This is a genomic window from Qaidamihabitans albus (assembly GCF_016464705.1).
Lineage (GTDB): Bacteria > Actinomycetota > Actinomycetes > Mycobacteriales > Pseudonocardiaceae > Qaidamihabitans > Qaidamihabitans albus.
The window spans coordinates 73,654-98,894 of record NZ_JAEHOB010000001.1 but is presented as its reverse complement, the minus strand read 5'-3'; the positions used below and the strand labels follow the sequence as shown (position 1 = coordinate 98,894).

At 71.3% G+C, this 25,241-nt stretch carries 22 protein-coding genes; 14 read left to right on the top strand and 8 right to left on the bottom strand.

Annotated elements, in window-relative coordinates; all coding sequences use genetic code 11:
• Positions 1–14: 14 nt before the first annotated feature.
• The 6 genes from JAP66_RS00465 (at position 15) to JAP66_RS00440 (ending at position 4,516) form a co-directional block, all read left to right on the top strand.
• On the top strand, positions 15–782 hold the full coding sequence (locus JAP66_RS00465; RefSeq protein ID WP_199428979.1) for a hypothetical protein: 768 nt from the start codon (positions 15–17) through the stop codon (positions 780–782).
• A 165-nt stretch (positions 783–947) separates the two neighbouring features.
• Positions 948–1,856 carry an ABC transporter ATP-binding protein gene (locus tag JAP66_RS00460; RefSeq protein ID WP_199428977.1) on the top strand — a complete coding sequence of 303 codons (909 nt, stop codon included), beginning with the start codon at positions 948–950 and terminating at the stop codon, positions 1,854–1,856.
• A complete protein-coding gene (locus JAP66_RS00455; RefSeq protein ID WP_199428970.1) occupies positions 1,853–2,602 on the top strand; it encodes a hypothetical protein in 750 nt (249 codons plus the stop codon). The genes JAP66_RS00460 and JAP66_RS00455 overlap by 4 nt, the downstream gene beginning before the upstream one ends.
• Positions 2,603–2,818: 216 nt before the next feature.
• Positions 2,819–3,313, top strand: a complete 495-nt coding sequence (locus JAP66_RS00450) for a hypothetical protein (protein WP_199429992.1) — start codon at positions 2,819–2,821, stop codon at positions 3,311–3,313.
• A gap of 30 nt (positions 3,314–3,343) precedes the next feature.
• Complete coding sequence (trmB, locus tag JAP66_RS00445) at positions 3,344–4,039, top strand: tRNA (guanosine(46)-N7)-methyltransferase TrmB (RefSeq protein WP_199428968.1); 696 nt, start codon at positions 3,344–3,346, stop codon at positions 4,037–4,039.
• 18 nt (positions 4,040–4,057) lie between these two features.
• The gene (locus tag JAP66_RS00440) at positions 4,058–4,516 is read left to right on the top strand and encodes a MarR family winged helix-turn-helix transcriptional regulator (RefSeq protein ID WP_307849377.1); all 459 of its coding nucleotides are present in this window, start codon (positions 4,058–4,060) and stop codon (positions 4,514–4,516) included.
• A gap of 1 nt (position 4,517) precedes the next feature.
• Here JAP66_RS00440 and JAP66_RS00435 read toward each other — a convergent pair whose 3' ends face one another.
• Complete coding sequence (locus tag JAP66_RS00435; protein WP_199428965.1) at positions 4,518–6,758, bottom strand: FtsX-like permease family protein; 2,241 nt, start codon at positions 6,756–6,758, stop codon at positions 4,518–4,520.
• The gene (locus JAP66_RS00430) at positions 6,755–7,423 is read right to left on the bottom strand and encodes an ABC transporter ATP-binding protein (protein WP_199429991.1); all 669 of its coding nucleotides are present in this window, start codon (positions 7,421–7,423) and stop codon (positions 6,755–6,757) included. The genes JAP66_RS00435 and JAP66_RS00430 overlap by 4 nt, the downstream gene beginning before the upstream one ends.
• 225 nt (positions 7,424–7,648) lie before the next feature.
• Between JAP66_RS00430 and JAP66_RS00425 the strand changes: the two genes are divergently transcribed.
• From JAP66_RS00425 to JAP66_RS00415, 3 genes are read left to right on the top strand one after another with little or no spacing between them, the layout of a single operon-like run.
• Positions 7,649–9,379 carry a sensor histidine kinase gene (locus JAP66_RS00425; RefSeq protein WP_199428963.1) on the top strand — a complete coding sequence of 577 codons (1,731 nt, stop codon included), beginning with the start codon at positions 7,649–7,651 and terminating at the stop codon, positions 9,377–9,379.
• Entirely contained in the window at positions 9,376–10,032 is a 657-nt protein-coding gene (locus JAP66_RS00420; protein ID WP_199428961.1) for a response regulator, read from the top strand. The genes JAP66_RS00425 and JAP66_RS00420 overlap by 4 nt, the downstream gene beginning before the upstream one ends.
• A 19-nt stretch (positions 10,033–10,051) precedes the next feature.
• A complete protein-coding gene (locus tag JAP66_RS00415) occupies positions 10,052–11,362 on the top strand; it encodes an amidohydrolase family protein (RefSeq protein WP_199428959.1) in 1,311 nt (436 codons plus the stop codon).
• 81 nt (positions 11,363–11,443) lie between these two features.
• On the opposite strand, the gene JAP66_RS00410 is transcribed toward JAP66_RS00415, so the two are convergent.
• A complete protein-coding gene (locus tag JAP66_RS00410) occupies positions 11,444–12,136 on the bottom strand; it encodes an SDR family oxidoreductase (protein ID WP_199428950.1) in 693 nt (230 codons plus the stop codon).
• An 88-nt stretch (positions 12,137–12,224) separates the two neighbouring features.
• Complete coding sequence (locus JAP66_RS00405; RefSeq protein ID WP_199428948.1) at positions 12,225–14,315, bottom strand: PhoX family protein; 2,091 nt, start codon at positions 14,313–14,315, stop codon at positions 12,225–12,227.
• Between the two features lie 203 nt (positions 14,316–14,518).
• Between JAP66_RS00405 and JAP66_RS00400 the strand changes: the two genes are divergently transcribed.
• Positions 14,519–15,169: an HAD family hydrolase gene (locus JAP66_RS00400; protein ID WP_199428946.1), complete on the top strand. Its 651-nt coding sequence runs from the start codon at positions 14,519–14,521 to the stop codon at positions 15,167–15,169.
• Positions 15,170–15,250: 81 nt separating this feature from the next.
• Here the strand turns inward: JAP66_RS00400 and JAP66_RS00395 are convergent, their stop codons facing one another.
• On the bottom strand, positions 15,251–16,378 hold the full coding sequence (locus JAP66_RS00395; protein WP_199428944.1) for an inositol-3-phosphate synthase: 1,128 nt from the start codon (positions 16,376–16,378) through the stop codon (positions 15,251–15,253).
• Between the two features lie 53 nt (positions 16,379–16,431).
• Positions 16,432–17,016 (bottom strand): PadR family transcriptional regulator, encoded by a 585-nt coding sequence (locus JAP66_RS00390; protein WP_199428942.1) that lies wholly within the window; start codon positions 17,014–17,016, stop codon positions 16,432–16,434.
• Positions 17,017–17,236: 220 nt separating this feature from the next.
• Here JAP66_RS00390 and JAP66_RS00385 point away from each other — a divergent pair, with 220 nt between their 5' ends.
• The 3 genes from JAP66_RS00385 (at position 17,237) to JAP66_RS00375 (ending at position 22,222) form a co-directional block, all read left to right on the top strand.
• Positions 17,237–17,635 carry a DUF5318 domain-containing protein gene (locus JAP66_RS00385; RefSeq protein ID WP_199428940.1) on the top strand — a complete coding sequence of 133 codons (399 nt, stop codon included), beginning with the start codon at positions 17,237–17,239 and terminating at the stop codon, positions 17,633–17,635.
• Positions 17,636–18,179: 544 nt separating this feature from the next.
• Positions 18,180–20,588, top strand: a complete 2,409-nt coding sequence (locus JAP66_RS00380; protein WP_235998677.1) for a transglycosylase domain-containing protein — start codon at positions 18,180–18,182, stop codon at positions 20,586–20,588.
• 86 nt (positions 20,589–20,674) lie between these two features.
• The gene (locus JAP66_RS00375; RefSeq protein ID WP_199428936.1) at positions 20,675–22,222 is read left to right on the top strand and encodes a glycosyltransferase family 87 protein; all 1,548 of its coding nucleotides are present in this window, start codon (positions 20,675–20,677) and stop codon (positions 22,220–22,222) included.
• Here JAP66_RS00375 and JAP66_RS00370 read toward each other — a convergent pair.
• Both JAP66_RS00370 and JAP66_RS00365 read right to left on the bottom strand, forming a co-directional pair.
• Positions 22,105–23,487 (bottom strand): glycosyltransferase family 87 protein, encoded by a 1,383-nt coding sequence (locus tag JAP66_RS00370; protein ID WP_199428928.1) that lies wholly within the window; start codon positions 23,485–23,487, stop codon positions 22,105–22,107. The two genes, JAP66_RS00375 and JAP66_RS00370, sit on opposite strands and share 118 nt — an antisense overlap.
• A gap of 4 nt (positions 23,488–23,491) precedes the next feature.
• Positions 23,492–24,262 carry a deoxyribonuclease IV gene (locus tag JAP66_RS00365; RefSeq protein WP_199428918.1) on the bottom strand — a complete coding sequence of 257 codons (771 nt, stop codon included), beginning with the start codon at positions 24,260–24,262 and terminating at the stop codon, positions 23,492–23,494.
• A gap of 154 nt (positions 24,263–24,416) precedes the next feature.
• Here JAP66_RS00365 and JAP66_RS00360 point away from each other — a divergent pair, with 154 nt between their 5' ends.
• Positions 24,417–25,181 (top strand): prolipoprotein diacylglyceryl transferase, encoded by a 765-nt coding sequence (locus tag JAP66_RS00360; protein ID WP_199428916.1) that lies wholly within the window; start codon positions 24,417–24,419, stop codon positions 25,179–25,181.
• Positions 25,182–25,241: the final 60 nt, after the last annotated feature.

Genomic DNA, 25,241 nt, shown 5'->3' with positions numbered 1-25,241 from the left:
AACCGGGGAGAACAATGACTCTGCTCGCAGTCGAGCGCATCAAGCTGTTCAGCACGCGTTCACCGTGGTGGTGCGCGCTGGTGGCACTCGCGACGACCGTCGGCTTCACCGCCCTCATCGTCGGCAACGCCAACGAACAGTTCCCGGCCACGGTGGCCACCACGCAGTTCGGGTACTTCTTCGGCCTGGCCGTGGTCATGGTGCTCGCGGCGCTGGCCGTGACCACCGAGTACCGATTCGGCACCATCCGCACCACCTTCCAGGCGATTCCCAACCGCACCGCGGCGCTGGTGGCGAAGACGGTGGTGGTCGCGCTGCTCGCCCTGGTGATCGGCGAGATCGTCGCCTTCGCGAGCTGGGGCCTTTCCGTGCTGCTGCAACCGGACTTCGACCTCGCGCTGAACAGCACCGCCGACTGGATCAACGTGGCCGGGGTCGGCCCGATCTACGCGCTGGCCGCCGTGATGGCCGTCGCGGTCGGCATCCTGGTGCGGCACAGCGCAGGCGCCATCTCGCTGCTGCTGATCTACACCCTGGCGGTCGAGGACCTGGTGAGCCTGATCCCGAACATCGGTGACGACATCTACAAGTGGATGCCGTTCAACGTCGCGAACAAGTTCCTGACCGGCGACGGCGCGTCGAACGCGGGCCGGGCGGCCGACGCCGGAGCACCGCTGTCCACCTCGCCGCTGAGCCCGGGCTGGGCACTGGCCTACTTCGCCGGCACGGCGGTCGTGCTGCTGGCCGTCGCGATCGCCACGGCGAAACGGCGGGACGCCTAGCAACCAGAGCCACCACAGGGAAACGCCCGGCGGATTCGGGGATCGGCACCGACCGGGTACGGGGAAGAGGCCCGGGCCGCGATTCGGGGGCGGCCCGGGCCTTGCCGCGTCCGGTCCGTCCGGTCCGTCCGTGCGAGCACGCTCTTGCGATGGCACGATCAGGGGATGATCGAGGCGCACGGGCTCACCAAGCGGTATGGCGACACGCTCGCGGTCGACGGACTCTCGTTCGACGTGACCCCCGGCCGGGTCACGGGCTTCCTCGGCCCGAACGGCGCGGGCAAGTCCACGACGATGCGGATGATCCTCGGCCTGGACAGGCCCACCTCGGGTGACGTGCGCATCAAGGGTGAGCACTACCGGCGCCTGCATCATCCACTTCGGACCGTCGGCGCACTGCTGGACGCGGCCTGGCGACACCCGGGCCGCTCCGCTCGCAACCACCTGCGCTGGATCGCCCGTTCGAACGAGATCCCGCAACCGCGGGTCGACGAGATGCTGGCGCTGGTCGGCCTCACCAGTGTCGCGAACAAGAAGGCCGGTGGCTTCTCGCTCGGCATGCTGCAACGCCTCGGCATCGCCTCGGCCCTGCTCGGCGACCCCGAGGTGCTGTTGTTCGACGAGCCGGTGAACGGCCTCGACCCCGAGGGCATCCACTGGATCCGGCGGTTGATGCACACGCTGGCGGAGGAGGGCCGCACGGTGTTCGTCTCCAGCCACCTGCTCTCCGAAATGGCCCAGACGGCACAGGATCTGGTGGTCATCGGCCGGGGCAGGCTGATCTACCAGGGCACCACCGACGAGTTCATCGACCGCGCCACCAAGCAGACCGTGCGGGTGCGCAGCCCACAGCTGGACGCCGTGCGCGAGGCGCTGCGCGGCTACGGCGCGACGTTCGAGGAGGAGGACGGCGCCATCCTCGTCTCGGGTATGGACAGCAACGAGGTCGGCGAGCTGGTCTTCGCCGCGGGAGCCACGCTGCACGAGCTGAGCCCGCAACGTGGCTCGCTGGAGCAGGCGTTCATGCAGCTCACCGGCGAGGCCGTCGAGTACCACGCCGGGCAAGGCGCATGATCACGCTGCTCGCCGTCGAACGCATCAAACTCGCCACCACGCAGGCCGCCTGGTGGTGCACGGCCATCGCGGTGGTGGCCTCCCTCGGGTTCGCCGCGCTCTTCGTGGGGTTCGCCGGTGACGACTTCGCCCTGACGGTCGGCTCGTCGCAGGCCGGCGCGACGTTCGGCCGCACCGTGCTGCTCGTGCTCGGGGTACTGGTGGTCACCACGGAATACCACTGGGGCACCGCCCGCACGACGTTTCAGGCAGTGCCCTCGCGCGCACCGGTGCTGCTGGCCAAGGCGACCGTGGTCGGCATTCTGGCCGCGGTGGTGGGGCTCGCGGTCGGCTTCGGATCCCTCGGCCTGGCGATGCTCCTCGAACCGGGGGCCGAGCTGGCGCTGGACGGTGCCGCCGACTGGCGCGCGGTCGCCGGCCAGGGTCCGGTCTACCTGCTGACCGCGGTGCTCGGCGTGGGGATCGGGCTGCTGCTGCGGAACACGGCCCTCGGGCTGGCCGTCGCGCTGGTGTGGACCCAGCTGGTCGAGGGTCTGGTGGTGCTCATCCCTACGATCGGCGACGACATCTACGTATGGCTGCCGTTCTTCGCGGCGAGCCAGTTCGTCGGCAGCGACGTCGGCAGCCCCGCGCTCGGTCTCGGTGAGCTGCCGCTCGGACCGCTCGGCTACGGCGCATACTTCGCGGGAATCTGCCTGCTCCTGCTCGCCGCGGGCGTGTGGACAGCAGTTCGCCGCGACGCGTGAAAGATGCGGTTTCTACCGCACAGTGCGGATCAACGCCACGTTAAGCCGCTGTGGGGTCCCCCACTTGGACCTGACGAGCGGCGCTGACCAGGGAATACTGTGGTTAGCCCGTCAGGAAACCTTTGGAGGTGACCCTTGGCGGTGGCAGAAATCGACATCGACACGGATGGCAACTCGCTGACCGTCGGCTCGGACCGGACCCCGCGGTTGGAGCCCATGGTCGAACTCGAATGGTCACGAGCGATCGAGCTTCCCTTGGTGGCCACGTCCACGACCAGCCCGGCCGAGATGCGACGGGCGTGGGTGCACCGCGCGCCGGAGACCCGGGTGCTCGCCCTGTACCGGGCCGCGCGGGTGAACGGCGACCCGGTGCCCTCGCCCTGGTGGTTGCGCGCCGTCGCCGCGGGCGGACTGCCGTCACGGGAGGACGGCTTCCGCATCGAGGACCGGATCGACAAGCTGCTGCGTACCCGGCCCGGCTGGGAGTACGTGCCGTGGGCCGCCGACGGCGAGTCCGGTTACTGGGAGTTCATGCCCTCCGAGGGCGGCCGGACCGGTCACCGCATCCCCACCACCATCCTCAACACCGACCGGCATCCCGGCTGGATCGACGTGCTGCCCGCCCACAGCCGCGGCACGCCGGAGCCCATCGCGGTGGCGGGGCTGGCCGGGCTCCGCGCGCGGCTGGGGGAGTTCGAGGCGGTGCGCTGACCCGGCGCCCGCGTGGCTAGGGTGCGGCTCGTGGAGAGCGAGCAGGAGCCCCGGTTGCGCAGCGTGGTCAGCTACGTCAAGCGCGGCGGCCGGATGACCGTCGGCCAGCAGCGGGCGTGGGAGCAGCTGTGGCCCTCGATCGGCCGGGAGGTGTCCGACCTCGAGCCCGGCCCGATCGACTTCGACGCGTGGTTCGGCAGGCCGGCACCGGTGGTCCTGGAGATCGGCTCCGGCATGGGAGAGACGACCTCGCGGCTCGCCGCCGCGGCACCCGAGGTCAACTACGTCGCCGTCGAGGTCTACGAGGCCGGGCTCGGCCAGTTGCTGCTGCGCGCCGAGAAGCTGGGCGTGGAGAACCTGCGACTGCTCCGCGGCGATGCGGTGACGCTGTTGGGCGAGCATGTCGCGCCGGAGTCGCTGAATGCCGTGCGCATCTTCTTCCCCGACCCGTGGCCGAAGAAGCGGCACCACAAGCGGCGGCTGATCCAGCCGGAGTTCGTGTCGCTGGTTGCCTCCCGGCTCGCCCGCGGCGGCACCCTGCACCTGGCCACCGACTGGGCCGACTACGCCGAGCAGATGCTCGACGTGTGCTCCGCCGAGCCCGCCCTGCGCAACCGGTTCGACGGCTGGGCGCCGCGGCCGGAGTGGCGTCCGGTGACGAAGTTCGAGCAGCGCGCCGAGGCGGAGGGCCGCACCAGCCACGACCTCATCTTCGTTCGTGAGTGATTCGGCTAGCGTGTGGCGGTGAGTGCGGAACAGCCGGGGGACGGCCTGGTGCGGACGGCCTACCTCGTCAAACGGCTCGAACTGGCGGTACGGGCGCGACTGGACGCGGCGGTGCGGCCGCACGGGCTGACCACGGCCCAGTACACGGCGCTCACCGCGCTGCGCGGGGTGCCCGGCATGTCGTCGGCCCAGCTCGCCCGCCGCTCGTTCGTCAGCCCGCAGACCATGCAGGAACTCATCGCCAACCTGGAACGCCGCGGCCTCGTCGCCAGGGCGCCCTCGCCGGCGAACCGGCGGGTGCTCGGCATCGGGCTCACCGAACAGGGCGAGGCCGAGCTGCGCAGGCTCGACCACGAGGTCGACGAGATCGAGAACGAGATGCTCGCCGACCTCGACGCCGAGCAGGTCGAGGCACTGCGGCAGGCCCTGCGGCTCTGCACGCAGCGCCTGACCACGCACGGCACCGGCAGGCCGTGACCTATTCCTCGGCGAGCGGTTCGGCGCGCACCCGGTTCAGCGCGGGACGGCACACCGACGCCGCCAGCACGGCGACGAGCGCGCCCAGCGCCACCGGCGCCAGGATCCACGGGCTGAGCACGACCGCGCCCCGTTCGAACAGGCTGAACAGGCCGATCCCGACGAGCACCCCGGCTACGCCTGCCCCGACCGTCGCCACCAGCGCGGGCATCGCGGCCTCGGTCCGCAGTGCCCTGGCGAGCACCCGCACCGGCGTGCCCGCCGCGATCAGCGCGCCGAACGTCCGGCGCCGATCGAGCACCGATCCGGCCGCCGCGATGGCCGCGCTGCACCCGGCGAGCACGGCGGCGGCCACGAGCCCGATCACGGTCACCCGGCGCAGGTCGGACAGCTGGGTCTGCTGATCCGCCAGCCGCATCTCCCGGCTCTGCACCTGCGCTCCGTTCGCCGCACCCGCCAGCGCGGTCCGCACCACCTCGCGATTCGCCGGTGTGGTCGGCACCGCCACCGTCGCCGTCTCCGGTGCGACCCCGGCAGGCAGCACCGCCGGGTCGATGATCGGCGTGCCGACGACGTCCGGCGAGGTCGTCCGGATCGGCCGCATCGGGGTGTCCGCGGCGAACGGTTCGCCCGGCTGCCGCGGGTCCGCGGCGCCAGTCACGGTGACGTGGTCCAGCTCGATCGGGTAGTCGTTGTAGACACCGGGCGTGCCCGCGCAGGCGCCACCCATGTCCAGTCGCAGCAACTGGCCCGCGGAGGTGCAGTCCAGCACCAGGGCGCTCTCCGCGGTGCCCTGCCGGTCGACCAGCAACACCTCGCCGATCGCGACGGCCCGCTCGTCCTGGCCGTACCTGGCCAGCTCCCGGTTGACCTGCTCGGTCATCCGCTCGGCGGCATCGGCGCGGGTCGAGACGTAGAGCACCGAGTCCTGAAACGGGGACGCCGATCCGGCCAGCGACTCGAAGGTCGGCAGGAGGGTGAGCGCCATCGACCCGGTGAACACCGCCAGCACCACGCCCGCGGAGGCCCGGTAGGCGCCCTTCGGGTCCTCCCGCAGCCGCCGCCCGGCAAGCAGCGCGGCAGGTCTGCGCCACACGCGCAGGAAGATGCCGCCGATCGCGGAGGTGATCCACGGCCCGGCCAGCACGGCCGCGCCGATCACGGTGGCGAGCCCGCCGAGCACCAGCAACGTGCCGCCCTCGCCCTCCGAGGTCACCGTGATCGCGCCGAAGAACAGCAGCCCGGCGACGGGCACGGCGAGCAACCGCCACCAGTGCAACGGTTTGCGCTGGTGGGAGCCGGTGGCGCCGAGCGGCGTCCACACCACCCGGCGCAGGCCGAGTACGGCGGCGAGCAGCACCAGCGCGGGCAGCGCGACCACGATCGGTATCGAGATCGCCGGTGCCAGCGTGAAGTCCGAGGGCTGCCAGGTGCCGCCGTCCCACGGCACCTGCGCCGCGGCCGCGTGCAGCACCGGGCTGGCCACGAAGCCGAGCAGCGCACCGGCGACGGCGGCGATCGTGGTCTCGGCCGCCACCATGCCGACCACCTGCCGTGGCGTCGCACCGGCCAGCCGCAGCGCGGCGAGCCTGCGTTCGCGGCGCGCGGCCGTCAGCCGCGCCGACGACGCGACCAGCACCAGGCTCGGGACCAGGAGCACCACGACCCCCACCCCGGCGAGGAACTGCAGCAGCGGATCTTGCCCGGCACCGGCGGTGCTGAACCCCTGCTGCGGCATCGTCGTCTCCGGCATGTCCGCCGGTTCGTGGCCGACCAGGGCGACGAGCTGGCCCGGATACGCGAGCGCGTCGGCACCGAGGAGGCCGTCGACGTCCCCGCCGAAGCGGTCCGCCAGTTGCGACGCGGGCAGCCCGTCCATCAGCCGCGCGAGCGCCGGGGACACCAGTGCCTCGCCAGGAGCCGGGAACTCGGGAACACCGGCGGGCAGCCGCACCGCCGAGGGATCGGTCAGCGCGGCGACATCAACACGGGTGATCTTCTCCCCGTTCGTGTAGTCGCTGCTCTGTGCCAGCGCGATCGTGGCGGGGCCGTCCTCCCCCGACTGGTAGGACGGCCCCTGCCACGACGACCGCTCGCCGCGCGCCTCGGTGGCGAACGGCAGGCTCACCAGCAGCAGCACCAGCCCCGTCGCCACCGCGACGCCGACACCGGTGAGGATCGCCGACGTCCGGGTGCGCGGGTCGGCGCGCAGTACCCGCAGCGCGAGCCGGAAGCTGTTCATGCCGCGGCCCCTCCCGCGTCGATCCGGCCGTCGCGGATGGCGACGGTGCGGGGCACCGAATCGGCGAGATCACGGTCGTGGGTCACGATCACCACGGCCGCACCGGTCTCGGCCGCGGCGTTCAGCAGCGCGTTCATCGTGTCCCGTCCGGTGCGGGTGTCCAGTGCGCCGGTGGGCTCGTCGGCGAAGATCACCCTCGGCTCGTGGGCGAGTGCCCGCGCGATCGCCACCCGCTGCGCCTCGCCACCGGACAGCTCGCCCGGCCTACGCGCCTCCTTGCCCCCGAGGCCCAGCCGGTCGAGCCACCGCCGCGCCGCGGTCAGCGCCGGTTTGCGCGCCGAGCCGCCGAGCAGCAGCGGCAGCGCGGTGTTCTCCTCGGCGCTGAGCTCCGCGACGAGCATGCCGGACTGGAAGACGAAGCCGAACTCGGTGCGCCGCAGCTCGGCGCGCCTGGTCTCGCCGAGCTGGTCGATCCGCTGGCCCGCGAGATGGATCTCGCCGGCGTCGGCCCGCAGGATGCCCGCCAGCACGTGCAGCAGCGACGTCTTGCCCGAACCGGAGGGGCCGACGATGGCAACCGCCTCGCCCGGCTGGATGTCGATGTCCACTCCGGCCAGCGCGTGCTGCGCGCCGTAGCGCTTCACCAGCCCGCGCCCGGACAGCACCGATGTTCCGGCCGTCCGCAGTGGACCGTGCGGGTCCGTCGTCTGTGGTTGCACCGCGTTCTCCCTGGGTGTCGATGATCTCGACAGGGAGGTTCGCGCGGGGCGGGGTTGCGGCACTTCGGACGGACGGCCACGATCCGGCCGCGTGCCATCGGCCGATCGGCCGATCGGAGTGCGGCCCGTCGGCCAAGGTGCGGCCCGTCCGCAATCCTCTACGGTCATGGTGTGCCGGATTCGCCGAACGCCGCCTCGCGCCAGGCCGCCGCGGCGCTGCAGTGGCTCGGCCTGCCCGGCGTCGTACTGCTCGCCGCGCTGCTCTGCGACCTCGCCATCACCGTTTCCGCGAGCTTCGACGGCATCGGCGCGACCGGCTCGGACCTGCTGTTGTTGCCGGGCATCCTCGCGCTCTCGGCGTGTGCGCTGTGGGCGCGGCGGCAGCCGGTGTCCGCCGCGTGGGCGGGCGCGGGCGTGCTCGTGGCCAGCAGCGTGCTGATCCGGCTCACCCCGGCCACCCCGTACACCGCGTTGCTGGCGAACATCTCGTTCGCCGAGACCGTCGCCGGGCTGGAACTGGTGTTCTTCTGCGTCCGCGCGGTCCGTGGCGGGCCGGCTTTCGTCACCACGCTGACGGTCGTCGTCGCCGGCCTGATCGCCGTGACCGGCCGCGAACCGATGATCACCGCGAGGACGCTGTTCCAGCCGCTGCTGACGGGGTTTGTGCTGCTGGCGCTCACCGTGGTGGCCGCGCTTCAGCTGCGCAAGCCGGTACCGACCCGCACCCGCAACGACGTGACGAAGTTGCTGAGCGCGCAGTGGCCGCTGGTGGGCGTGCTCACCCTCACGCTGTTCCTGGACACGTACTTCGCCGCGTCGGCCGGGCTCATCGGGATCTTCGTGCTGGCGACCTCCGCGGGTGCGGCGGTCGCGGCACTGCTCGCCGCCAGGTACCCGATGCAGTCGGCGCTCGGCCTCGCCGGGCTCATGTTCCTGTGCTCGCTGGCGCTGAACCTCACCTACGTCCGGGACCCCTATGTCAGCCTCGGCGGCTTCCCGCTGACCCAGGTGGTCGCGGGCGTGGCGGTGGTCGTCTTCCTCGTTCGCCAGGTGCGGCCGGCGCAGGCGGCGGGCGGGATCGCCGTGCTCACCGTGGTGGTCGCCGCCGGTGCCGTCAGCGCCGTGCCGACCCGGGACGCCGACTCGCTGCGCGGGTTGTTCGTCGCCACGCTGCTGCTGCTCGGCGTCGCGGTGGCCACCGGGCTGTTCCTGAAGGCGCGGGACTCCGAGCGCACGCAGGCGGTCGAGGCGGCGGTCAGCGAGGCGCAGACCGCCGAGCGCATGGCACTGGCGCGGGAGCTGCACGACGTCGTGGCCCACCACGTGACCGGCATCGTCGTCCAGGCACAGGCGGCGCGGATGCTCGCCGAGCAGGACCCGAGGGTGGTGGCGGACTCGCTCGGCCAGATCGAGCGCGCGGGCGGCGAGGCGCTGACGGCCATGCGGCGGCTGGTACGCAGCATGCGCGGGGACGCCCCGGCGGGCAGCAGCGAGCTGAGCGAGCAGGCCACCACCGAGCTGGCCGCCGACCTGCGCAGGCTGGTCGAGGCGGGCAACCACGGCGTGCCCACCGAGACCGACCTCGACCTGCCACCGGACCTGCCGCAGGAGGTCGCTCGCTCGGCACTGCGGCTGGTGCAGGAGTCGCTGACCAACATCGGCAAGCACGCGAACGGTGCGACCAGGGTGCTGGTCTCGGTGCGGGTCACCGCGGGCGAGCTGCACATCCGGGTCAGCGACGACGGGCGTGCGGAACCGTCCGCCGGGGGATCGAGCGGCTACGGTCTGATCGGAATGCGCGAGCGGGTGGAGCTCCTGCACGGGCGGCTTTCGGCCGGGCCGGGGCCCGCAGGTGGCTGGGTGGTCGAGGCGTGGTTGCCGCTGGGCGAGGGAGCTGAATGATCCGGGTACTGATCGCCGACGACCAGGACATGGTGCGAATCGGGTTCCGCATGATCCTGTCCGCACAGGACGACATCGAGGTCGTCGCCGATGTCGCGGACGGCGTCGACGCGGTGCGCAAGGCGCGGGAGCTGCGCCCCGACGTGTGCCTGCTCGACATCCGGATGCCTGGAATGGACGGTCTCGCTGTGACGAGGCAGCTCGCCGGGCCGGACGTGGCCGATCCGCTCAAGGTGGTCGTGGTGACGACGTTCGACCTCGACGAGTACGTGCACACGGCGCTGCGCAACGGCGCGTCCGGTTTCCTGCTCAAGGACGCGGGCCCCGGGCTGCTGATCGAGGCGGTGCGCGCGGCACAGCGGGGCGACGCGCTGGTGTCGCCGCAGATCACCGTGCGGCTGCTGCGGCATTTCGCCGGGCAGTCACCACCACGGGAGATCGAGCAGCCCGCCGAGCCGCTGACCGCGCGCGAGCTGGACGTCGTGCGGGCGGCCGCGCGCGGGCTGACGAACACCGAGATCGGCACCGAACTGTACCTCTCGCTGTCGACGGTGAAGACGCACCTGGCGTCCGTGCAGAGCAAGATCGGTGCCCGCAACCGCGTGGAGATCGCGGCCTGGGCCTGGCGAAACGGCATCCTCGACGACGAGTGACGTCGCTAGGATCACCGGCATGATCCAACGTCTGCGTGCCGCCGCCGTCCTGCCCGCCGACCCCCGCTGCTCGGTCGTGCGGGACGGCGTACTCGACATCGACGACGCTGGCCGGATTGCCTACTGCGGGCCCGCCGGCGCCGCACCGGCGGCCGGGAACGCGCGGGTGACCGACCTGCCGGGCCTGCTGCTGCCCGGACTCGTGAACGCGCACGCGCACAGCCCGATGGTGCTGCTGCGCGGAATGGGCGGCGACCTGCCGCTGCTGCGCTGGCTGCGCGAGGTGGTCTGGCCGGCCGAGGCCAGGCTGCGGCCCGAGGACGTGCGGGCCGGGATGCTGCTTGGCTCGGTGGAGATGCTCACCCGTGGCGTCACGACCAGCGCCGAGATGTACTTCCACGCGGAGCAGATCGCCGGTGCCGTGCTGGCCACCGGCGCCCGCGTGGTGCTCGGCGGGCCGATCATCGACCTGCCGGGCCTCGACTGGCGCTCCATGATCACCGAGACCGAGCGGTGGATCGACGCCGACGGCCTGCGCTTCGGCGCCGGTGACCGGATCGAGCTGTCGTACGCCGCGCACTCGGCGTACATGCTGCCCGCGGAGGCGCTGGAGCAGATCGCGAAATCGGCCCTGGCGCGGGGCGCGCTGGTGCAGATCCACGTCGCGGAGGCCGCAGACGAGGACGAGCGGCAACGCGCGGAGCACGGCTCCGTCCCGCGCCTGCTCGATCGGGTCGGACTGCTCGACGGCAGGCTGATCGCCGCGCACGGCGTGCACCTATCCGATGAGGACATCGCCCTGCTCGCCGCGCGGGGCGCGGGCCTGGCGCACTGCCCAGGCTCGAACGCGAAGTTGGCCTCCGGCATCGCGCGGCTCGCCGAGCTGCGGACGGCGGGGGTGCCGGTGGGACTCGGCACGGACGGACCGGCCAGCAACGACGACCTGGACCTGTGGGAGGAGGTCCAGCTCGCCGCGATGCTGGCCCGCCTGTCCACACGGGACTCGACCGCGCTGACCGCGGCGGACGCCCTGCTGCTGGCCACGCGCGGCGGCGCCGAGGCACTCGGCCGCGACGACATCGGCTCGCTCGAAGCGGGGCGGTGGGCCGACGTCGTGCACATCGACCTGGACGATCCGGCCTTCGCCACGGGCCTCGACGTGCCGGACGAGCAGCTGCTGGCCAACCTCGTGTGGGCCGCAGGGTCGCGGCGGGTGCGGGACGTGTGGGTGGCCGGGGAGCAGGTGGTCGCCGCGGGGGAGCCGACCCAGGTGGATCGCGCGGCCGCGCAGGCGGGTGTGGCCAGTGCGGCCAGGCGGCTGCGCGGCTGAATGCCTGCCCCAATGCGGCGTTGGTTGCGTTGAGCGCACCCGGTGCCACATTGGGGACACGGCCGGGCGGAGCGGCGCCGGTCAGCGCGCCGGGCGGGGGCGGATGGTCAGCTCGGTGAGGTGGGCGTCGGGACTCGCCGACACCGCCGCCAGGACCGTGGCCGCCACCGAATCGGGCCGCAGGTACTTGTCCGGGGCGTAGTCGCCGCCCTCGCTCGCCACCACGGCCTGCTGCATCTCGGTGTCGGTCCGGCCGGGGAACACCGACGTCACGCGGACGCCGTTGGCCTCCTCCTCGGCACGCAGCACGTCGGCGAACGCGCGCAGCGCGAACTTGCTGGCGGCGTAGGCGCCCCAGCCCGCGCGGGCGGCCAGGCCCTGACCCGAGTTGAGCAGCACCACGTGCCCGGAGGCGGCCCGCAGTGCGGGCAGCAGCATCCGGCTGAGTTCGACCACCGCCACGACGTTGACCTCGAAGTTGCGCCGCCACACACCGGCGTCCGACTCCTCGACCGTGCCGAGCTCCGCGAGCCCCGCGGAATGCACCAGCACGTCGAGCTCACCGATCTCCGCCGTCGCTGCCCGCACGGCGGCGGGGTCGGTGAGGTCGACCGGCCACGGCCGCGCGTCGGGCAGCTCACCCGCCAGCGCGGCGAGGGCGTCCTCGTCGCGCCCGCCGAGCAGCAGCCGGTGCGTCGGAGCGAGCGCGCGGGCGGTCGCGGCACCGATCCCGCGCGAGGCTCCGGTCACGAGGGCGAGCGGTTGATCAGCCATGCCGTCCACGGTAGCGCCCGCCCAGGACTCGTGAGTGCGCACACGAGTTCTAACTCGCGTGCGCACTCACGAGCGTTGACCTGGGGCGTCAGTCGACGCCGATCCGGCTGCTGCGGCCACGGCCCTGCCGCCACACCGACACGATCGAAGGGCGGGGCTGCGAGTCACCGCCGTCCGGCCAGTTCGATTCCGGATCGGCCGGGCTGCCGCCCTCACCGGGATGCTGCACGGCGACGAGCACGACGTCGTCGGTCACCACCGGTCCGCAGGCCTCCGCGCCGATCGGCACCGTGAGGAACTGTTTGACCTGGCCCCGCCGCGGACCCTGGACCGGCACCGAGAACAGGCCGTCGTTGGAACCGAGCGCGTTGCCGTCGGTGGAGATCCACAGGTTGCCGTGCCGGTCGAAGGCGACGTTGTCCGGGCAGGAGATCGGGCTGACCTGGTCCTTCGGGAAGCCGCCGAAGTAGGTGTCGGCGGCAGCCGGGTCACCGCAGACCAGCAGCAGGCGCCAGGAGAACCGCGTCGCGGCGGCGTCCCCGTGCCTCTCCTCCCACTCCAGCACCTGGCCGTTGCGGTTGCCGTTGCGCGGGTTGGCCTCGTCGACGCCCGCCTTGCCCGCGGCGCCCCGGTCGCTGTTGTTGGTCAGCGCCGCGTAGATCCGGCCGTTGACAGGGTTGGCCTCGATGTCCTCAGGGCGGTCCATCTTCGTGGCGTCGACCTTGTCGGCCGCCAGCCGCGTGAAGATGTAGACCTCCTCGGCGGTGAAACCGTCCACGAAGGACCTGTCGCCGCTGGCGAGCGGGATCCACTCGCCGGTGCCGTCGAACTCGCCGTCCGAGGGCAACGTACCGTTGCCGTCGATCTCGCCGGCCGGGCTGTCCCCGCTGAACCGGGCCACGTAGAGCGTGCCGTCGTCGAGCAGGCTCATGTTGTGCCTGCGGGCGTGCGCGCTGCGGCCCTTCTTGTACCTGCCGTTCGAGACGAACTTGTAGATGTAGTCGAAGCGCTCGTCGTCACCGGAGTACACGGCGACCCGCCCGTCCCTGGTGATCTTGACGTTGGCGCCCTCGTGCTTGAAGCGGCCGAGCGCCGTGTGCTTGACCGGCGTCGAGTGCGGGTCGTTCGGGTCGATCTCGACGACCCAGCCGAAGCGGTTCGGCTCGTTCGGCTCCTGTGCGACGTCCCAGCGCGGGTCGAACCGCTCCCACTTGCGACGGCTCGCCGCCCCGGAGAGCCCGTAGCGGCGCAGGCGCTCCGCCTCGACCGGGTCGGTGACACCGCCCGCGTTGGCGAAGTACTGGTTGAAGTTCTCCTCACCGGAGAGCACCGTGCCCCACGGCGTCACGCCGCCCGCGCAGTTGTTCTGCGTACCGAGGACGGTGCGCCCGGCCGGGTCCGCCGAGGTCTTGAGGTAGTCGGAGCCCGCGGCGGGGCCACGGAGCTCGAACGGCGTGTCCATGGTGATGCGGCGGTTGTACCGGCTCGGTACGACCTTGAGCCCGCCGCGCGGATGCCGGATGGTCTGTACCACGGAGAGCCCGTGCGCCGCCCAGACGATCCGCACCTGCTCCTCGGTCGGGTTGTCCTGGTCGTAGGTGCCGGCGGGGAACATCATGGGCTCACTGGTGTACTCGTGGTTGACCACCATGAGGCCGCGCAGGCCGAGCGCGTCCTGCGGGATGAGACCGACGAAGTCGTTGTTGTAGCCGAACTGCTTCGCCTGGGCCGCCGCGCTCTGGTTGCCGAAGTCGAACGCGGGCGCGCCGGGCAGGACCGGGTCGCCCCAGCGGATGACCACGTTCTGCGCGTAACCGTCCGGGATGATCACCGCGTCCTCGGTATTCGGCGCCACCGGGTCGAAGTCGGTGCCGGGTACGGGCCTGCCTCCGTTCCCACGGTCCCGGCCGGCCAGGGCGGGCGGTACGGCTCCGGTCGCGGAGGCCGTACCGGAGAGGGCGGCGAACCCGCTCGCGGCCGCCGCCATCGCGGCACCCGCCTTGAACGCGCCACGCCGCGACAGCACGCTTTTGACGACATCGCCGAAGTAGGCGTTGTCGGACTCGTTCGGCGCGGGGTGTGCGCACGCGTTGCCGCAGCGGTACTCGCAGGTGACAGCGGACCGGCCGGTGCGGTGGGAGCTCAACAGCGGCAGGAGCCGTCTCGGGGCGACGGACACGGGGCCTCCAAGTCACTCAGTCAGGGGAACGAGTGTGACCGTATGTGCCGAAAGCAAGCCCGCAAGGTATTCCAAGTTAACGCGGGACGAACGCCGTGCGGGCCCGGCATGCCGCAGCGTACGGCGAGCAGGGCACCGGCCACCAGACGCGGCAGGGCGCCGAACACGATGGTCCGCACCTGTCGCACACGTACGCTGCGGGCATGGAGGCGGTGGTTTTCGATCTCGACGGCGTGCTCGTCGACTCCGAACAGCTGTGGGACGAGGTACGCAGGTCGGTGGTCGCCGAGCACGGGGGCCGCTGGACCGCGGAGGCGACCCGTGCGCAGCAGGGCATGAGCACCCCGGAATGGGCGCGTTACCTGGTGGAGGAGCTGGGGGCGCGGCTTTCTCCGGAGAAGGCGGCGGAGGTGGTGATCGAGCGGATGGCGGCACGCTACGCCGAAGGGCCTCCGGTGCTGCCCGGCGCCGCGGGGGCGCTGCGGACGGTGGCCGGTGAGTACCCGGTGGCGATCGCGAGCTCGTCGCCACCGGTGCTGATCGACGCGTTCCTGGCGGCGACCGGTGCCGCGGATCTGGTGCCGGTGGCGGTGTCGAGCGAGCAGGTGCGGGCGGGCAAGCCCGCGCCGGACGTCTACCTCGAGGCGGCAGGGCGGCTCGGCGCGCGGCCGGCCGCTTGCGTGGCGGTGGAGGACTCGACCAACGGCCTGCGGGCGGCGCTGGCGGCCGGGATGACCGTCGTCGGCGTGCCGAACCCGCACTTCCCACCCGATCCGGAGGTGCTGGCGCGAGTCGCCGTCACGATCCCCGACGTCACCGAGCTACCCCGAACCCTGCGCGAACTCCCCCACTGACGGAACTGCCATGAACGACCCGTTACTGGCGAAAAGTGCCAGTAACGGGTCGTTCATGGCAATCGATGCGGCGAGGTGGGGTCAGCGCTCCACTTCGCCCGCGATGAACTTCTCCACGGAGTCGCGTGCGGTGGAGTCGTCGTACTGCTCCGGCGGGGACTTCATGAAGTACGAGGAGGCCGAGAGCAGCGGGCCGCCGACACCGCGGTCCTTGCCGATCTTCGCCGCCCGCACCGCGTCGATGATGATGCCCGCCGAGTTGGGGGAGTCCCACACCTCCAGCTTGTACTCGAGGTTCAGCGGCACGTCACCGAAAGCACGGCCCTCCAGCCGGACGTAGGCCCACTTGCGGTCGTCGAGCCACTGGACGTAGTCCGAAGGGCCGACGTGCACGTTGCCCTTGCCCAGGTCCCGATCGACCTGGGAGGTCACCGACTGCGTCTTGGAGATCTTCTTCGACTCCAACCGGTCGAGCTCCTTCATGTTCTTGAAGTCCATGTTGCCGCCCACGTTGAGCTGCATGGTGCGGTCGAGCTGGACGCCCCTGTCCTCGAACAGCCGTGCGAGGACACGGTGCGTTATGGTCGCCCCGACCTGGGACTTGATGTCGTCACCGACGATCGGGACCCCGGCCTGCTGGAACTTGGCGGCCCACTCCGGGTCGGAGGCGATGAACACCGGCATGGCGTTGACGAAGCCGACCCCGGCGTCCAGCGCGGCCTGCGCGTAGAACCTGGCCGCCTCGGTGGAGCCGACCGGCAGGTAGGACACCAGTACGTCCACCTCGGCCGCACGCAGCGCTGCGGTGACGTCGACCGGCGACTCGTCGGACTCCTCTATCGTCTCGCGGTAGAAGCGGCCGAGCCCGTCCAGCGTGTGCCCGCGCTGCACCGGAACGCCCAGCGGCGGCACGTCGGCGATCTTTATCGTGTTGTTCTCGCTGGCCACGATCGCTTCCGACAGGTCACGGCCCACCTTCTTCGCGTCCACATCGAACGCGGCGGCGAATTCGATGTCGCGGATGTGGTAGCCGCCGAACTGGACGTGCATCAGCCCGGGAACGCGCGCGGCAGGGTCGGCGTCGCGGTAGTAGTGGACGCCCTGGACCAGCGAAGCCGCGCAGTTGCCGACGCCGACGATGGCCACTTTCACCGTGCTGTTGCCGGCTCCCTCGCGGGGGCCCACCCCCGCAACGCGGTTCTCGCCCATGCCGGTTTCTCCTTCACTCGTGTTCCTGTGGTCGGTCGTGCCGAGCCGCGGCTTCAGTCCTGCTGCCCGCGCTGCTCGGCCTGTTCGTGTGCGATCAGCTCGTTGAGCCAGCGCACCTCCCGCTCGCTCGTCTCCAGGCCAAGCCGGTGCAGCTCACGGGTGTAGCGATCGATCTTCTCCTCGGCCCTGGCCAGCGCTGCCCTGAGCCCTTCGCGGCGTTCCTCGACACGGCGACGCCTTCCTTCGAGGATTCGCATCCTCACGTCGGCCGGTGTCCTGGAGAAGAACGCCAGGTGCACGCCGAAACCCTCGTCGTCCCACGTCTGTGGCCCTGCGTCGGCGAGTAGCTCGGCGAAGCGCTCCTTGCCCTCGGCCGTGAGCTTGTAGACGCGCTTGCCGCGCCGCCCCCAGCCACTGCGGGCCTGGTTCCAGCCCGGGTTCGCCGTGGTTTCGCCCACAGCGGCCTCGGCGGGTTCCTCGACGATCAGCCCGGCGCGCAGCAGCCGGCGCAGCGTCGGGTACAGCGAGCCGTAGGAGAACGTGCGGAACGTGCCGAGCGTCTCGTGCAGCCGCTTACGCAGCACATAACCGTGCATCGGTGCCTCGTGCAGCAGCCCAAGGACTGCGAACTCCAACACGACGCACCTCCTCACGGGAACAAACGGCGCCGGCAGACGTTGCTGTGGTTACCCGCCCGATGCCAACTCCAACCTACCGGCAAATTATATCGCACCGATACATCGAAGTGGCGCAGCTAACCAACGAATCAGGCTGACCTGGCTGTGTCGGCCCGCTCACGGAGCGCGCTTGCGAAGAACGGCGCATCGTCAACGCGCCGACAGCACGTAGTCTGTTGAGGTGCGAAACCAGCGGCAGGTCGTCGACTACGCGTTGCAGCGCCGTGCGCTGCTCGCCGAGGTCCACTCCGGCCGGGTCAGCACCCTGGATGTGTGCGACGCCACTCCGTACCTGCTCAGGGCGGCGAAGTTCCACGGCCAGCCGAGCAAGAACTCCTGTCCCCTGTGCCGGAAAGAGGCGCTCACGCTGGTCTCGTGGGTCTACGGCGACGAGCTCAAGCACGTGGCCGGTTCCGCCCGCGCACCGGAAGAACTGGAGCGCATGGCCAACCTCTTCACCGAGTTCACCGTCTATGTGGTGGAGGTCTGCCGCTCGTGCGCCTGGAACCACCTGGTCCAGTCGTACGTCCTGGGTACCGGTACACCGCACCCACGCTCACGGAGGACCGCGGGTCAGTGAGGGCAGGCACCCGCAGGGGAAGGGTTCCCCAGGGCATAGGCTCGGATCGCAGAACGGCGGATATGCGTGCGCCGATCTGGGAGGCTCTCAAGTGAACGACGATCACGGAAATCGCCGCTGGCCGGAGCAGGACCCGGGACGCGGCCGGCACAGCCAATGGCCCACCGGCGACGCTGATCCGCAATGGCCGACCGGGGACGAACCTCCCCGGCCACCGCAGCCGGGCAGGCCCCCGAGGACCTCGGGGACGCCCGGCACGTCCCAGCCACAACAGCCGCAACAGCCACAGTGGCCGACGGACGAGGAGCAGCCTGCCCCGCGCCGGCCCTCGCCGCCGGGCGCGGAGCGTCCCGCGCGCCATGCCCAGGGTGGCCGGCCGCTGCCACCACCACCCGGGCACCGGGCCGGACCACCACCTCCCGGCGGCCGCCCTCCCGGCCCCCCGCCTCAGCAGGGCGGCTACCGGCCGCCGCCACCACCACGGCAGCAGCCGCCACCACCCCAGCAGCCACCCCGCCGGCCCCGCGCGGACCAGCCGACCGGGATGGTCACGCCGGTCTCCGGGCCGGACGACCGCGAGCCGGAGCTGATCACCCACCACGTACACAACGGCACCGGTGGGTACGGCGGCTACCACAGCCGCGGCGGCCAGGACGGTGACGACTACACCCAGCATGTCGATCACGACGGCTACGGCGACTACGACGAATACGGCGACCGGTGGTCGGCCGAGGACGAGCACCGGTTCCAGGAGACCGGGCTGGACGACGATGACGACGGTGGCAAGGCCGCCCTGACCCCCGCGGAACGCAAGCAGCGCCGGTGGCGGCGGATCCGGCGGACGGCCTACGCGCTCGTCGGCCTGTTCGTCGTGCTGCCCGCGCTGGCCTTCACGATCACGTACTTCCTGGTCGACGTGCCCTCCCCGGAGGAGGTCGCGGCCCAGCAGGACAAGGTGGTGACCTACTACTACTCCGACGAGTCGGAGATGGGGAAGGACATCCCGCCGAGCGGCGGCAACCGGATCATCCTGGGTCCCGAGGACATCCCCCCGGCCGTGCGTCACGCCGTGTACGCCGCCGAGGACGCGACCTTCGAGACGAACTCGGGCTTCGACATCAGCGGCATCATGCGCGCCGCGTGGAACCAGGTCACCGGCGGCGTCGGCGGTGGCTCGACGATCAGCCAGCAGTACATCAAGAAGGCCACGGAGAACGACGAGGTCACGTACACCAGGAAGTTCACCGAGCTGGTCAAGTCCTTCAAGATGAACAACGAGCAGTCCAAGGACGAGATCATCACGGCGTACCTGAACACGATCTACTTCGGGCGCGGCGCCTACGGGATCGAGACGGCGGCACAGGCCTTCTTCGCCAAGCCCGCCAAGGAGCTCAACGCCTCCGAGGCCGCTCTGCTCGCCGGCCTGATCCAGCAGCCGGGACGGTCGGAGAACCGGGAGGTCGCCGAGCAGCGCTGGAACTACGTGATGGACCAGATGGTCAAGAACAAGTGGATGACCGAGGACGAGCGGCGGGCCGCCGAGTTCCCCACGCCGATTCCGGTCGAGCAGTCCAAGCCGCAGACCATCACGGGTCCGAACGCGTTCATCCAGCAGCGGGTGAAGGCCGAGCTGGCCGCGAAGGGTTACCCGGAGGAGAAGGTCCAGTCCGGCGGCTACAAGGTCTACACGACGATCGATCCGAAGGCCCAGCGCATCGCCCAGCAGTCCGTCGAGGAGGTCATGCGGGGCGAACCGGGCGATCTTCGCAAGGCGCTGGTCGCGGTCGACCCGAAGACCGGCGCGGTACGCGCCTACTACGGCGGTCCCAACGAACCGGGGGTCGACGAGGTCGACTGGGGCAACGTGCAGCGCAACCCCGGATCGGCGTACAAGCCGTTCGACCTCGTCGCGTTCCTGCAACGCGGCAAGGGGATCGGCGAGGTTTTCGACGGCAGCTCACCCCGGGAGTTCGGCGGCACCAAGGTGCGCAACTCCGAGGGCGTGGACTGCGGCCAGTGCACCGTGGCCGAGGCGATGGAGAAGTCCATCAACACCGTGTTCTACGACATGGTGTTCAACGACCTCGGCGTCCAGCCCGTCGTGGACGCGGCCCTCGACGCGGGCATTCCCGAGAAGGGACCCCGTGGCCCGACGATGGCCAACGCCGACAACAACATCGCGATCGGCGGTGGCACGGTCGAGGTGACCCCGACGGACATGGCGGGCGCGTACGCCACGTTCGCGGCCGGGGGCATCCGCCACGAGACCCACTTCGTGGCCAAGCTGACCACGTCCGAGGGCGAGATCCTGTTCGACGAGACCGGCGCGGCGGCGACCGAGGGCGAACCCGCGTTCGCGGAGGACGATCCGGAGAAGAGCAAGCAGATCGCCGGCAACGTCACGGAGACACTGGAGCCGGTGCTGTCCTACTCGGACCTCGACTGCGCGGGCGGCCGCGACTGCGCGGGCAAGACCGGCACGCACCAGTACGTCGATCCCGACGGCGAGGACGTGAACGAGAACGCCCAGGCGTGGATGGCCGGCTACTCCAAGCAGATCTCTGCGGCGGCCTGGGTCGGCACCGGGGTCGGCAAGCCGATCCGGAACGCGGCAGGCGGCCGGATCTACGGCAGCGGGCTGCCCGGTGAGGTCTGGCAGAAGTTCATGGACGGCTACCACGAAGGCTTGCCGAACAAGGAGTTCGACGAGGTCGAGCTCATCGGCAAGGCGCCGGTGACCGAGGTGCCCCAGACCACGCCGGAGGCACCACCCAGCACGCCGGAGCAGCCGACCACGACGACCGAGCAGCCGACGACGACGCTGCCGGAGCCATCCACCGAGACCGAGACGCCCACGGAGACCGAGACCGAGACGGAGACGGACGAGGCGGAGACGAGCAGGCCGATCCTGCCCGGCTCAGGCTGGGGACGCGACCCGGACGAAGGCGAGTAGCTGGAGGGGCCCGGCGGTTTCGCCGGGCCCCTCCAGCGCGCAGGTCCGGTCCCGGCGGCATGTCCACGCCCCGTAACATCCAGCCCGTGTCCAGCGATACTCATTCTTCGTCGACCGCGGAGACAGCCGACACCGAATCGCTGGACGCCTCGCAGCGGGTGATCCCGAGCTGGACCGAGCCGGTCGCGGCCGCGGCCACCCGTCCGGTCGGCGGCCCGCTCGGCGAGCACGCCGCCGTCGGCAGGCACTGGTTCTGGTCGCCCCTGCGGGTGTGCCTGCTGCTCGCCGTCCTCGCACTGACGCTCGGCTGGTTCGGCAAGGCCGCGTGCATCCAGCAGTACGTGAACGATCAGGGGCAGGCGGAGCTGGACTGGCGATCCGGCAGGCCCTACGTCGCGATGTGCTACTCGGACATCGTGCCGCTCTACAGCGCCGAACGGCTCGACCGAGCGGACACGTTCCCGTACGCCACGAGCTGGGTCGAGCAGCAGGGCACTCCGGGCGAGCAGGTGCGGTACATGGAGTACCCCGTGCTCACCGGACTGTTCCAGTGGGTGAACGCGAAGCTGACACATGCCTGGAGTGACGCGGCCGCCGCGGGCTGGCTGCCCGGCGCGCTGCCCGTGGCGATCTACTTCAACATCACCGCGCTCTGGCTCGCACTCGCCTGGCTGGTCACCGTGTGGGCGGTGGCGAGAACCGCCAGAAGGCGAGTGTGGGACGCCGCGCTCGTGGCGATCTCCCCGATCGTCATGGTGCACGCGTTCACGAACTTCGACGCGCTCTCGGCCGCACTCGCCGCGAGCGGCCTGCTCGCCTGGTCCAGACGCAGGCCGGCGCTGGCGGGACTGCTGCTCGGCCTCGGTGCGGCGGTGAAGCTGTATCCGCTGTTCCTGCTCGGCCCGCTGCTTGTGCTGTGCCTGCGGGCGGGCAGGTTGCGCGCGTGGGGCACCACCGCACTTGTCACCGCCGGTGTGTGGGCAGCCGTGAACCTGCCGTTCGCGTTGTTCCTGCGGCAGGGGTGGGAGGAGTTCTTCCGGCTCAACACCCAGCGCGGCATGGACCCGGACTCGCTGTACAACGTGATCTCCTACTTCACCGGCTGGCCGGGCTTCGACGGCGCGCTCGCCGCCGGTGAGACGCCCACCGTGCTCAACGCGGTGAGCGGTGCGCTGTTCCTGGCCTGCTGCGCGGGTGTGGCGTACGTCGCGCTGACCGCGCCGACGCGGCCGCGGGTGGCTCAGCTCTGCTTCCTGGTGGTCGCGGCGTTCCTGCTCACCAACAAGGTGTGGAGCCCGCAGTACTCGCTGTGGCTGGTGCCCCTGGCCGTGCTGGCGATCCCCCGCTGGCGGTTGCTGCTGACCTGGATGCTGATCGACGCACTGGTGTGGGCACCGCGGATGTTTTACTACCTCGGCGTGGACAACAAGGGCCTGCCGGAAGGCTGGTTCCTCGGCACCGTCGTGGTCCGCGACCTCGCCGTCCTCGTCCTCTGCGGCCTCGTCCTGCGGGAGGTCTACCGGCCCTCCACCGACCTCGTGCGCAGCGCGGGCGACGACGACCCGGCGGGCGGCGTGCTGGCCGGTGCGCCCGATTCGGTCGTGCTCAGGCGTCCGGCGGTGTCGCGCTCGTAGCGGATCGCCGGCCGAGCCGAAAGGCTCGCCACGAACAGGCCGGCGAGCAGGGCCGCCCTGCCCCACACACCGATCATCACGGCCTGCGCGGCGAAGCCGCTGTAGATCGTGCCGCCGTCGTCGAGCGAGCCGTACCAGCGGAAGATGCCGATGCCGATGGCGAGGTCGGCGACGAGGTAGGCGAGCACCCAGCCCCAGCGCAGGTGCAGCAGCACGAAGAAGGGCAGGAGCCACAGCGCGTACTGCGGCGAGTGCACCTTGTGCAGCAGCAGGAAGCCGCAGAGCATCGCCGCGGACACCGGCACCAGCGGGTAGGTGCCCTCGACGCGGTAGCGCCGCCAGCCCAGCCAGCAGGCAAGTGTGAACGCGGTGAGCACCAGCAGCGGCGACGCCACGCCGACGAACGACTCGTATGCGGCGTCGTCACCCTCGAACAGCGGCCGGACACCCCAGTACCAGACGGAGTTGGTCGTCGCGTCGGCGTTGCGCTGTCCCTGGAACTCGAACGACGCCCACCAGCCCTCGAACCCGGCGAGGGCGAACGGCAGGTTCGCCGCCACCGCGGTACCGGCGGCGATCCCGGCGACCCGGAGCGCGCCGCGCGGATCGGGGCCGTGTTCACCGGAACGCCCGCCGGTCAGCACGTACAGCGCCAGCGGCAGTACGAACATCGCCGGGTAGACCTTGAACGCGAAGCCGAGACCGAGCAGCACCGCCGCCCACCCCGCCCTCGCCCGCAGCAATCCCCGGCCCAGGTGGACGAGATAGAAGGCGCCCGCCGAGCACGCCACGACGGGCAGGTCCCAGTTGTGGAAGGCGTAGAGCACCAGCGGCGGGCCGAGCGCCCACAACAGCGCACGTCTGCCTGCGAGCGCGCCGAGCAGCCACGCCGTCAGCAGGCCGAAGGGCGCCAGCAGCAATGCCGAGTACAGCAGGAAGTCGGCGTCGGTTTCGGCGAAGTACGCGCCCGCCCAGATCAGCATTCCGGTCAGCACCGGGTACTCGAGCGCGCCGCCGACGAGCTGCTCGCCCTCCAGCGCGCCGTGCACGTACGGGAACGTATGCTCGTCGACGCCCCGGCCGAGCCAGAGGAACTGGATGTCGGAATAGCAGACGTCGGCGAAGTTGCGTTCGGAGTAGCCAGGCGTGCTCCGCCCGGAGTCGTCGAACTCGGGGCCGGTGCAGCGGTCCTTGTTGGCGAAACCCAGCGCGAGCGTGATGCCGCACAGCAGCACCAGCGCGGCGAGGCCGGCGCGGTTCACCATCCCGCTACAGGACGCCGCGCAGGTACTCGATGTCCGCGGCCTGCCCCTCGGCCGGGGTCTCGACGACGACCGGTGCACCCGCCGCGCGGGCGACCTCGGCGAGCAGGGCGGGCTCGATCGTGCCCTGTCCGCCGACGACGTTGGCGTGCCGGTCGCGGCCCGAGCCGAACTCGTCGCGGGAGTTGTTGAGATGGACCAGATCGATCCGGCCGGTCACCGCGCGGACCTTGTCCACGACGCCGTCGAGGTCCCAGCCCGCCGCGAACGCGTGGCAAGTGTCCAGGCAGAAACCGGGATCGAACTCGCCGATCTCGTCCCACAGCCGGGCCAGCATGTCCAGCTCCCTGGTCATCGCACCGTCGCCGCCCGCGGTGTTCTCCACGAGCAGCGGCACCCCGAAACCGCCCTGCTCGGCCTGCCGCTCGAACATCTTGCGCCAGTTCGCGAGCCCCGCGGCCGGGTCCTCGCCCCGGCGCACGTGACCGCCGTGCACGATCAGCCCCTTCGCACCGACCTCCGCCGCGCCCTCGGCGTGCTGCAGGACGATCTTGCGGGAAGGGATGCGGATGCGGTTGTTCAGCGAGGCGACGTTGACGACATAGGGCGAGTGGATGAAGACGGTGATTCCGGCCGGGCCGAAGTCGTCCGCCTGCGGATGCCGCTCCGGCTTCTTCCAGCCCTGCGGATCCGAGAGAAAGAACTGCACCGCATCGGCGCCGCGCTCGCGGGCCGCGCTCAACGGGTCGTCATCGCGGACGTGCGCGCCGATCTGCATTCGATGAGGGTAACGATTCGCGACGGGTCGCATCGAGTACGGTGACCGCGTCCGCGTTTTAACCGTGGTCACACAGGGCAAGAGGGTGGGAACTCACATGGGGACCGGGTTTCGACGGAACTTCGCGCGTGCCGGCGTCGCCGGAGCCGTGCTGATGGCGTCCTTGACACTCGCCTTTCCCGCGCACGCGGCCGAACCCGTGGTGGACGGTAGCTGTGGCGCGACGCTGGCGGAGAAGTCCGGGCAGCCGCTCGAAGTGGATGCGGGCGCGCTCGTGAACGCACCGGGGACGCTGGACGTCGGCCTCGGCTCGCAGTCGGACTCGCTGGTCGCGCTGCCGGTTAAGGACACGGTGGACGGCCTCGGCGTCAGCCGCGTCGATCCGGTAGCCGAGCCCGCCGAGCGACTGTGCGACACGGGGCAGAACGTGGTCAACGGTGCCGCCCGGCCCCTGCAGGCCCTGCTGGCGGGCGGCGAGGAGCCGACCGAACCGGAACCCGGCGCCCCTGACGACCCCGCCCCCGGAGAACCGGGGGAGCCCGGCCCGGACACCCCCGCGCCGGGCGAGCCCGAGCAGCCACCCGCGGGCAACGGCGCTCCGGAGGGCGGCACGCCGGCCGGCGGCAGTGGCGGCCCGGTCGGCACACTCGCCCAGGCCGGGGGGCTCACCGCGCTCGACCCGCTCACCGTGCCGCCCGGCGCGATGGCCGAGTTGCCGGAGCCGCCCGCGCGGGCACCCGACCTCGGCCAGCCGGACGCGGGCCAGGACGCGGATGCCAGCGGCGAGTCCGGCACCGTCGAGGCCATGCCGGCGGGCAACACGCCGGAGCGGCTGCCGGTGCTGCTGGCCGTCGTCGCCCTTGCGCTCGTCCTCGCCGCGCTGGTGCGGACGTGGCGGCGCCGCCAGCCCGCCGCCTGAGGTCCGTTCGACTGGCCGGCGTCACGGATCGCCTCTAGCGTCGTTATCTCTGTGGAGACT